7 protein-coding genes and 1 pseudogene are annotated in these 8,828 nt (G+C 59.6%); all 8 read left to right on the forward strand.

The annotated features are described in order from the left end of the window. Positions 1-158 precede the first annotated feature (158 nt). Entirely contained in the window at positions 159-2,072 is a 1,914-nt protein-coding gene (locus tag A5774_RS02350; RefSeq protein ID WP_231892316.1) for a S9 family peptidase, read from the forward strand. Positions 2,073-2,184: 112 nt separating this feature from the next. Continuing rightward, complete coding sequence (locus tag A5774_RS02355; protein WP_064833200.1) at positions 2,185-3,516, forward strand: glycosyltransferase family 87 protein; 1,332 nt, start codon at positions 2,185-2,187, stop codon at positions 3,514-3,516. A gap of 72 nt (positions 3,517-3,588) precedes the next feature. Then, positions 3,589-3,891 (forward strand): phosphoribosylformylglycinamidine synthase subunit PurS, encoded by a 303-nt coding sequence (gene purS / locus A5774_RS02360; protein ID WP_023018366.1) that lies wholly within the window; start codon positions 3,589-3,591, stop codon positions 3,889-3,891. Beyond that, the gene (gene purQ / locus A5774_RS02365; RefSeq protein WP_021354014.1) at positions 3,891-4,571 is read left to right on the forward strand and encodes a phosphoribosylformylglycinamidine synthase subunit PurQ; all 681 of its coding nucleotides are present in this window, start codon (positions 3,891-3,893) and stop codon (positions 4,569-4,571) included. Before purS ends, purQ begins: the two co-directional genes overlap by 1 nt. Positions 4,572-4,583: 12 nt before the next feature. Next, complete coding sequence (gene purL / locus A5774_RS02370) at positions 4,584-6,890, forward strand: phosphoribosylformylglycinamidine synthase subunit PurL (RefSeq protein ID WP_064833201.1); 2,307 nt, start codon at positions 4,584-4,586, stop codon at positions 6,888-6,890. 251 nt (positions 6,891-7,141) lie between these two features. Continuing rightward, the gene (locus A5774_RS02375; RefSeq protein ID WP_064833202.1) at positions 7,142-7,792 is read left to right on the forward strand and encodes a hemolysin III family protein; all 651 of its coding nucleotides are present in this window, start codon (positions 7,142-7,144) and stop codon (positions 7,790-7,792) included. Between the two features lie 78 nt (positions 7,793-7,870). Further along, on the forward strand, positions 7,871-8,272 hold the full coding sequence (locus A5774_RS02380; protein ID WP_027018070.1) for a sterol carrier family protein: 402 nt from the start codon (positions 7,871-7,873) through the stop codon (positions 8,270-8,272). A 136-nt stretch (positions 8,273-8,408) separates the two neighbouring features. Continuing rightward, positions 8,409-8,828, forward strand: a pseudogene (locus A5774_RS02385) (class II glutamine amidotransferase); the annotation flags it as partial.

The raw sequence follows: 8,828 nt of genomic DNA on the forward strand, positions 1-8,828 counted from the left end.
TGAGGTCCAGCAGGATTTCCTCGCCCGGCACCGGGCCGTCGTCTGGGATGCTCGGCGGGGTCCACGGGTCCGTGCCCTCTTCTACCGGGATGCGGCAGGAATAGCCGTAGTCTTTGCCCTCTTCGGTGCGCCCGTAATACCAATAATCGCCCGCGCGGGTGGGCACGGACCCGTGGACCCCGCCGAGCATCCCAGACGACGGCCCGGTGCCGGGCGAGGAAATCCTGCTGGACCTCAACGCTTTGGCCGAAGGGCACGAGTTTTTCTCCCTGGGTGCTTCCACAGTGACCACCAGCGGGCGCTATCTGGCGTATTCCGTGGACACCGCCGGTGACGAGCGCTTTCACCTGTACGTGAAAGATTTGCAGACTGGCGACTATCTTGCCGACGAGCTCACTGGCATTTTTTACGGCGCCAGCTGGGTGGGCGAGGATTACATCTTTTATCAGCGTGTCGACGAAGCTTGGCGCCCGGATACCGTCTGGCGCCACCGCATTGGTACGCCGCAGTCGGAAGACGTGTTGGTTTTCCAAGAAAAAGACGAGCGCTACAACGTCGGGGTTGGCGCCACACGCTCTGAAAAATACCTGATGATCGTCACCTCCTCGAAGATCACCTCCGAAGTTTGGGTGCTGGATTACAACAACCCAGAAGGTGAGTTCGAGTGCCTGTGGGCTCGTGAGCCGGGGGTGGAATACGAAGTTGATCACGCGGTGGTAGCTGGTGCGGATTATTGGATTGTCACGCACAACACCGCGGGCGCGAATTTTGCCGTGTCCACCGTGCCGGTTCCGGAAGGCTGTGGGGCTGGAAATGGCGGCGGTATGGGCGCTGGTGTTCACGAAGGTAACGGTCACGACGGCGGTACGAGCGCAAGTGTGGCGTCGGCAAGCAACCTGCCTGGCCTGCGGGATTTGCCGGTGTTGCTTGCGCATGATGCGGAAGTGCGCATCGAAGACGTCGACGCCTACCGCGACTTTTTGGTGCTTTCTTACCGACGTGGCGCGATCCCACGCGCGGCGATCATGATGCTGGATTCGATCACCGATGCCACCGGTGATTGGGGGAGCTTCCAAGAAATCGAATTCGAGGAAGAACTATTTACCGTCGGCGTGTCCGGCAACCCGGAATGGGACGCCCCGGTGATCCGTCTGGGCTATACCTCGTTCACGCAACCGGCGCACCTGTATGATTACCGCCCGGCCACCGGTGTGTTCACGCTGCTCAAGCGTCAGGAAGTCCTCGGCGGCTACGATGCCAGCAATTACACCGCGTATCGCTTGTGGACCACCGCCCGGGACGGCACCGAGATTCCGGTGTCGATCATCCACCACGCGGACTTGGACACCAGCACCCCGACACCAACCTTGCTGTACGGCTACGGCTCCTATGAGTCCAGCACGGACCCCGGCTTTTCTATCTCCCGGCTGTCGCTGCTGGATCGCGGCATGATCTTCGCCATCGCACACGTGCGCGGCGGCGGAGAGATGGGCCGTGGCTGGTACGACAACGGCAAAATGGACAAGAAGAAAAACACCTTCTTTGACTTCATTGACGTGGCCGACGACCTGGTCTCCCGTGGGCTTTCCGCACCAGAGACGATGGTGGCCGAAGGCGGCTCGGCCGGAGGCATGCTCATGGGCGCAATCGCCAACATGGCGCCGGACCGGTTTGCGGGCATTGCTGCCATCGTGCCGTTCGTGGACCCACTGACATCCATGCTGAAACCAGAGCTGCCGCTGACCGTCGTCGAGTGGGACGAATGGGGCGATCCGTACCACGACCCGGACTACTACGACTACATGGCCTCATATGCGCCGTATGAAAACATCACGGACCAGCGTTACCCGGATATTCTGGCGGTGACCTCGCTGAACGACACCCGCGTGTTGTACGTGGAACCGGCGAAGTGGATTGCGAAGTTGCGTGAGATCGCCGGTGGCGGCGAGTTCTTGTTGCAAACGGAGATGGCGGCTGGCCACGGGGGAGTGTCGGGGCGCTACGGCAAGTGGAAGCAGACGGCATTCGAATACGCGTGGACGATCAACAAGGCCACGGGTATCACGGAATAAAAATAGCTCCGGCGGCCGAATAGCTTGGTGGGGTGGGTGTCGCCCGTGAGTATTTGCTGTGGCAGATGTGGCTGCTGAGTGTTTGTGTGAAAGCTGATAACTTAGTGACATCATGAGTACATCAGCCTCCACGAGAGTCTCCACGAACTCCACACGGCGGGCCCGCCACCGTAAGCCCGAAGCTGCGACGGACTCTTCGGCCATCGTGCGGTGGTACCACCATGTCACCGGCTTGCTTTTCGGCGCGGTCGTTATGCTCCTGGTGCGTGGCGCACAAGACCCGGGCGACCTCGGCTCACTGTGGATCGCTGGTTTGCTGGTGGGGAAAGGCGACACCGAAAACCTCTACGCCATCCACGAAACTGACTTCGCCCTCATCACGGGCGAAGCCTGGATCAACACCTACGAACAATCCGATGTATCGGCCTACCCGCACCCATTCGTGCACACCCCGTTTGTGGCCCAGGTGATGTCCTGGATTACCAAGCTGCTGAGCTTTGATTCTGCGGTATTTTGGATCACCGTTTTGTCAGCGTGGGCCCTGGTAATACTCATCGTGTCCGCTTGGCGGTTCTGGTTCGAAGATGAAATCCCGCCAGGGTATTTGGCCTTAGGCCTTGTACTGGGCTGGGTGGCCACGTCTTTTCAATCCTCCTTGCATCTGGGGCAAACCACTCCTTTTATTTTCGCTGGGGTGGCCTATGGGCTCGCAGCAGCACGCATACACCCGGTTCGCGCCGGGTTGGCTCTCGGCGTGGTCGCCGTCGTCAAGCTCACCCCGGTGGTGCTGGTTATCATCTGCTTGTTCTTTCCCCGCGCACGCAAAGCCGGGGTGGCCGGCCTGCTTTTTGGTATTACTGCGGTGGTGGTTTCCATTGTTTCCCTGGGCTTTGCCACGTTCCGCACCTGGGTGGAAACCCTGCAAGAGCTCAACGCGGCCGCGTTAGTTGCGCCCGTTAATGGTGCTTTTGCCTCGCTGATTAACGTTGGTGCCGTGGAAGATCCCGACGCCCTGGTTTCTATCGTGGAGGATCCGTCGTTGGTCACCAGCTTGGTGCCGCGCTTGTTGGCGTTAGCTTTGATAGCCGTGGTGGTCTACATCGCTTGGCGCTCGAGCGAACCGTGGAAGATCACCACAGTGGGAATTTTTACCACGCTCACCGCCACCAGCGGCATCCTGTGGGATCACTACGTTTTATTGATCGTACTGCCCTTATTAGGCGTTTTAGCCCGGGGCCAAGGTTGGGTGCTGTATTTAATTCCCGTCTGTGCAGTCTTTGCCTTCCCGCCCCTGGCAGCCTGGGATTCCGAGCGCTGGTTACCCTGGGCGGCGTTCACCGCGCTGGTGGGCTCTGTGCTTGCGTTATGTCTAGCAGAATTTTTGCGCGACGAACCCCGGCCAGAACGCAAGCCCATGCATTTATCTTTTTGGCTTTCACGCTAGACTGGCAACGAAAACGGTGGCACGCCCACACGCCGTGGCACGCCCACACTCCGAGTCGCTAAAGGAAGTGCAATGCCCAGAGTCGTAGTCAATGTCATGCCCAAGCCCGAGATCCTGGACCCGCAAGGCAAAGCAGTATTGCAGGCCTTGGGCCGCATCGGTGTGACTGGTGCCAGCCAGGTGCGCCAGGGGAAGCGTTTTGAACTCGACGTCGATGAGACCGTCACCGAAACCGAAATCCAGGCAGTAGCAGAAAAACTGCTGGCCAACACGGTTATTGAAGATTTTGAAATCGTCATCGAAGAACGCGACGCCGAGGTAGCTGCGGACGAAGCTACCGGTGCTTCCGCAGCTGCTGACCGGGGTGAGCGTTAATGAGCCCAACCATCGGTGTCATTACCTTCCCTGGTTCTCTTGATGACGTCGACGCGGCCCGCGCTGCCCGCCTGGCCGGAGCAAACGTGGTGGAGCTGTGGCATGACGACAACAGCTTGCACAACGTCGATGGCGTCATCGTCCCAGGTGGTTTTAGCTACGGCGACTACCTGCGCTCCGGTGCGATCTCTGCGCTGTCGCCAGTCATGCAGGCTGTGATCCCAGCAGCCCGCGAAGGCATGCCGACGCTGGGCATCTGCAATGGTTTCCAGATTTTGACCGAGTCCGGTTTGCTGCCGGGAGCGCTCACCCGTAACCAGCACCTGCACTTTCATTGCGTGGATACCTACCTGGAAGTCGCGAATGCGAACACCGCCTGGACTAGCGAATATGAGCAGGGACAGAAAATTTTGATCCCAGCCAAGCACGGCGAGGGCCGTTTCCAAGCTGATGCTGCCACCATCGAGCAGCTAGAAGCAGAAGGCCGCGTGGTATTCCGCTATACCGACAACTTCAACGGCTCGATCAACTCCATCGCTGGTATCACCAATGAGGCTGGGAACGTCGTTGGTTTGATGCCCCACCCGGAGCACGCTGTTGAAGCTTTGACTGGGCCTTCTGTCGACGGCCTGGGTATTTTCCGTTCCGCACTCAACGCTTTGAGCGCCGAGAAGCTCTAAGGAGACACACCTATGGCCCACGTCGCCAATGACGCTGTTGCGAAAAAGATCGTCAACGACACAGTCGAACAAGCCCAGCAGAACCCAGACCAAGAACAACCCTATGCCGCGCTGGGTCTGAAAGACGACGAATACGCGCGCATTAAAGAAATCCTCGGCCGTCGCCCGACCGATGCCGAGCTGACCATGTACTCCGTGATGTGGTCGGAGCACTGCTCGTATAAATCCTCCAAGGCGCACCTGCGTTACTTCGGTGAGACTATGACCGAGCAGATGGCCGAAAAAATCCTCGCCGGTATTGGCGAAAACGCCGGTGTGGTTGACATTGGAGATGGCAACGCGGTGACTTTCCGCGTGGAATCCCACAACCACCCGTCCTACGTTGAGCCCTACCAGGGCGCTGCTACCGGAGTCGGCGGCATCGTCCGCGACATCATGGCTATGGGCGCGCGCCCCATTGCCGTGATGGACCAGTTGCGCTTCGGCCCAGCAGAAGCACCGGATACTTCCCGCGTGCTGCCGGGCGTCGTGCATGGTATCGGCGGTTACGGTAACTCGCTGGGCCTGCCCAATATTGGTGGCGAGACCGTCTTCGATGAATCCTATGCGGCTAACCCGCTGGTCAACGCGTTGTGCGTCGGCACGCTGAAGGTGGAAGACCTGAAGCTGGCTTTTGCCTCCGGTAAGGGCAACAAAGTCATGCTGTTTGGTTCGCGCACCGGCCTGGATGGCATCGGTGGTGTGTCCGTGCTGGCTTCGGAATCCTTCGACGAAGGCGCAGAGCGCAAGCTGCCGGCCGTGCAGGTAGGCGACCCGTTCGCAGAAAAAGTTCTGATCGAATGCTGCCTGGAGCTGTACCACGCAGGAACCGTGGTGGGTATTCAGGATCTCGGTGGCGCCGGCTTGGCATGCGCAACCTCTGAGCTGGCCGCTGCCGGTGACGGCGGCATGGAAGTCAACCTGGATGCGGTGCCGCTGCGGGCAGAAAACATGACGGCGGCAGAGATCCTGGCCTCGGAATCCCAGGAGCGCATGTGCGCAGTCGTGGCCCCAGAAAACGTGGAACGCTTCCGCGAAATCTGCGCCAAGTGGGATGTCACCTGTGCGGAGATCGGCGAGGTCGTTGACGGCAAGCACCTGGTGATCCGCCACGGCGGCGAAGTGGTCGTGGATGCTCCGGCCTACACCATGGCCGATGAAGGCCCAGTCTATGAACGCCCGTACGCCCGCCCCGAGTGGCAGGACGAGCTGCAGCAGTTCCGTGGCGTCGACAAGCCGGTGGGGGCAGACCTGCTGGCCGCATGGAAGAAGATGCTGGCTTCACCAGCGCTGTGCTCCCGCGATTTCATCACCGAGCAGTACGACCGCTACGTGCGCGGCAACACCGTGGACGCTTTGCATTCGGATGCTGGCGTGCTGCGCATCGACGAAGAAACCCACCGTGGTGTGGCTGTGTCTGCGGACTGCTCCGGCCGTTACACCAAGCTGGATCCAAACATGGGTGCGCGCCTGGCACTGGCAGAGGCTTACCGCAACGTGGTGGCCAAGGGCGCGACCCCAGTGGCGATCACCAACTGCTTGAACTTCGGTTCCCCAGAAAACACCGACGTGATGTGGCAGTTCCGCGAGGCCGTGCATGGTCTTGCCGACGGCGCCGTGGAGCTGAAACTGCCGGTATCCGGTGGAAACGTCTCCTTCTACAACCAAACTGGTGAGGAACCAATCTTGCCGACGCCAGTCGTCGGCGTGCTTGGTGTGTTTGATGATGTGCGTAAGGCGATTGGGCACCGTCCGGAAGCTGGCCAGAAACTGGTGCTGTTGGGTGAGACCAAGGAAGAATTTGGCGGTTCCATCTGGCAGCAGGTCACCGGTGCTGGTTTGAACGGCCTGCCACCGCAGGTGGATCTGGCGAACGAAGAGCGCTTGGCTGCTGTGCTGAGCGCTGGCGAGGCCACCGGTATCACCGCAGCGCATGACCTTTCCGAGGGCGGCTTGGGCCAAACTTTGGCCGAGATGTGCTTCGACGGTGGCGTCGGTGCGAAGGTGGATTTGTCCGCTGTGCACGCTGATGCCACCACGGCGATGTTCTCTGAGTCAGCCTCCCGCATCCTGGTAGCCACGAACGACGTGGAGGCCACGCTGGCGGCTGCCAAGGAGGCTGGCGTTCCGGCTGCAGAAATCGGTGCCACTACCGAAGAGCAGACCCTGCAGGTTGCTGAGGGAGTTGCCGTTTCGGTTGCGGAGCTGCGCGAAGTATGGGCAGCCACGTTGCCTGGCTTGTTCGGTAATGCCACCGGAGCAAACTCCGTTCTTGACTAAGAGCCAGCGCTGCACATTTTATTAGAGCTAGGCGTTCCCGCCACTTATTAGCGTTCGGTGTTCCCGCCACGGATTGTGTTCGGCAAAAACTGCCAAGACCTTCCGCGGCGGGATTTTTCTCGTCTAAAATAAGGGGCGTGAAAAACAATGCCTCGTCTGTCTCGCACGCTGCGAACCAGGAAAACCGTGACAGGGAGAGTCGTGACTGGCAAACCCATGACCGGGAAGGCCTGGTCCAGCGCACCTTCTTCATGGTTGATCGCGGACCGCGCCCGGCCACCCGAGGTTGGTTCCATTCTGCCGCGGCCATCCTTATGCTGGCTGCAGCTAGCGTGCTCACCACGTTTTCCTGGATGCGCCTGGAATGGTGGCAAGCCCTGGGCGCGACCGTCTACGGTTGCGGTTTGATTGCGCTGTTTGCGGTCTCTGCGCTGTATCACCGCATCCCGTGGGCTAAGCAGAAAACCGTGCAGGCTTGGCGTCGTGCTGACCACGCCATGATCGCGGTGTTTATTGCCGCGACCTACACCCCGTTTTGCTTGATCGTGTTGCCGCAGGCGTGGTGGTTGTTGGCCACCGTGTGGGGCGGTGCGATCACCAGTGCGGTAATGAAATTCTTCTGGCTTTCCCGTCCACGCTGGGTTGATGTGGCGATTTACGTGACCTTGGGCTGGTTGATTGTGCCGCTGGTATCTCAGCTGTGGACTAACGCTGGGCCTGCCGTGGTGTGGCTGCTGTTGGCCGGCGGTGTGGTGTATACCGTCGGCGCGGTGGCTTATGGTTTGAAATGGCCGGGCCGTAACGCACGCATTTATGGCTACCACGAGCATTTCCATACCGCGACGATCATCGCGGCTATCTTTCACCTGGTGGCGGTGTGGATCATCGTAGCCAGTGCTTAGCGTAAAATTTGCAGATTGAGTTCAGAGGGGTGTTGCCACAATGGAACTCCTAAAAGAAAGCTTTTGAGGTCAAACTCTGTGAAAAAACCTGACCCGGCCAAAGCCCGCGCGGCAGTACTTGCGATCGCGGATTGGATCGCCGCCGATTCCCCTGAGGCCGCGCGTGCGGCTGGCATTGCACAGCCGAGCCGTTCTCAGCTTGCCGACGCCGTGCGCCACACCGCGCGTTTACTCTCCGCCGATGCGCCCGGCCATAGCGTGGAACTGCGCGTGCCACCGTTCGTGGCAGTGCAGTGTATTGAGGGGCCCCGGCATACTAGGGGAGTCCCGCCCAATGTGGTGGAGGCCAGCCCGCATGCCTGGTTGCGTTTGGCCACCGGCCACAGCAACTGGGATGAACTGGTGGCTCAGGCAGACACGACCGCGTCGGGTACGAGGGCCGGTGAAATCGCGCAGTGGATGCCCATCATCAAGCTCTAGCCTGGCTCTAGTGAGGCTCTAGCCTGGATCTAGCCGGGTTTAGTGGGGCTCTAGTCGAGCTCTGCGCAGCTTTTCCCGAGCCCACGGTAGGCGTGTGAAAAGTGCTTGTTAGCGGATTCCACCGCCAACCGTTATGATGAACTGCGTGGTAGCAAACACATTTACTGACCATGCTGAGCACAATGACTTCGACGATCACGGTGAAACCGAACCACGCGAAGAATGCGGCGTATTCGGGGTCTGGGCGCCGGGGCAAGAAGTTTCGAAACTAACTTATTTTGGTCTCTATGCCATCCAGCACCGCGGCCAAGAAGCTGCCGGTATGGCGGTCGGTGGGGAAGACGGCCTGCTTGTGTTTAAAGACATGGGCTTGGTCTCAAATGTTTTTGATGAATCCCTGTTGGAATCTTTGCAGGGCGATGTAGCCATTGGGCACAATCGTTATTCCACCGCTGGCGGTAAAGAATGGGCCAATGTCCAGCCCATGTTCCGTACGTCCAAGCATGGCCAGGATGTTGCTCTCGCACACAACGGGAACCTGACTAATTACCTGGAG

Origin of the sequence: Corynebacterium sp. EPI-003-04-2554_SCH2473622 (assembly GCF_001665955.1) — a bacterium.
Taxonomy (GTDB): domain Bacteria; phylum Actinomycetota; class Actinomycetes; order Mycobacteriales; family Mycobacteriaceae; genus Corynebacterium; species Corynebacterium pseudodiphtheriticum.

Excerpts from the sequence above, each read along its gene's own strand:
- A5774_RS02375 (WP_064833202.1), top strand. The coding sequence starts at position 7,142 with ATGGTTGATCGCGGACCGCGCCCGGCCACCCGAGGTTGGTTCCATTCT.
- purL (WP_064833201.1), top strand. The coding sequence starts at position 4,584 with ATGGCCCACGTCGCCAATGACGCTGTTGCGAAAAAGATCGTCAACGAC.
- purS (WP_023018366.1), top strand. The coding sequence starts at position 3,589 with ATGCCCAGAGTCGTAGTCAATGTCATGCCCAAGCCCGAGATCCTGGAC.
- A5774_RS02355 (WP_064833200.1), top strand. The coding sequence starts at position 2,185 with ATGAGTACATCAGCCTCCACGAGAGTCTCCACGAACTCCACACGGCGG.
- purQ (WP_021354014.1), top strand. The coding sequence starts at position 3,891 with ATGAGCCCAACCATCGGTGTCATTACCTTCCCTGGTTCTCTTGATGAC.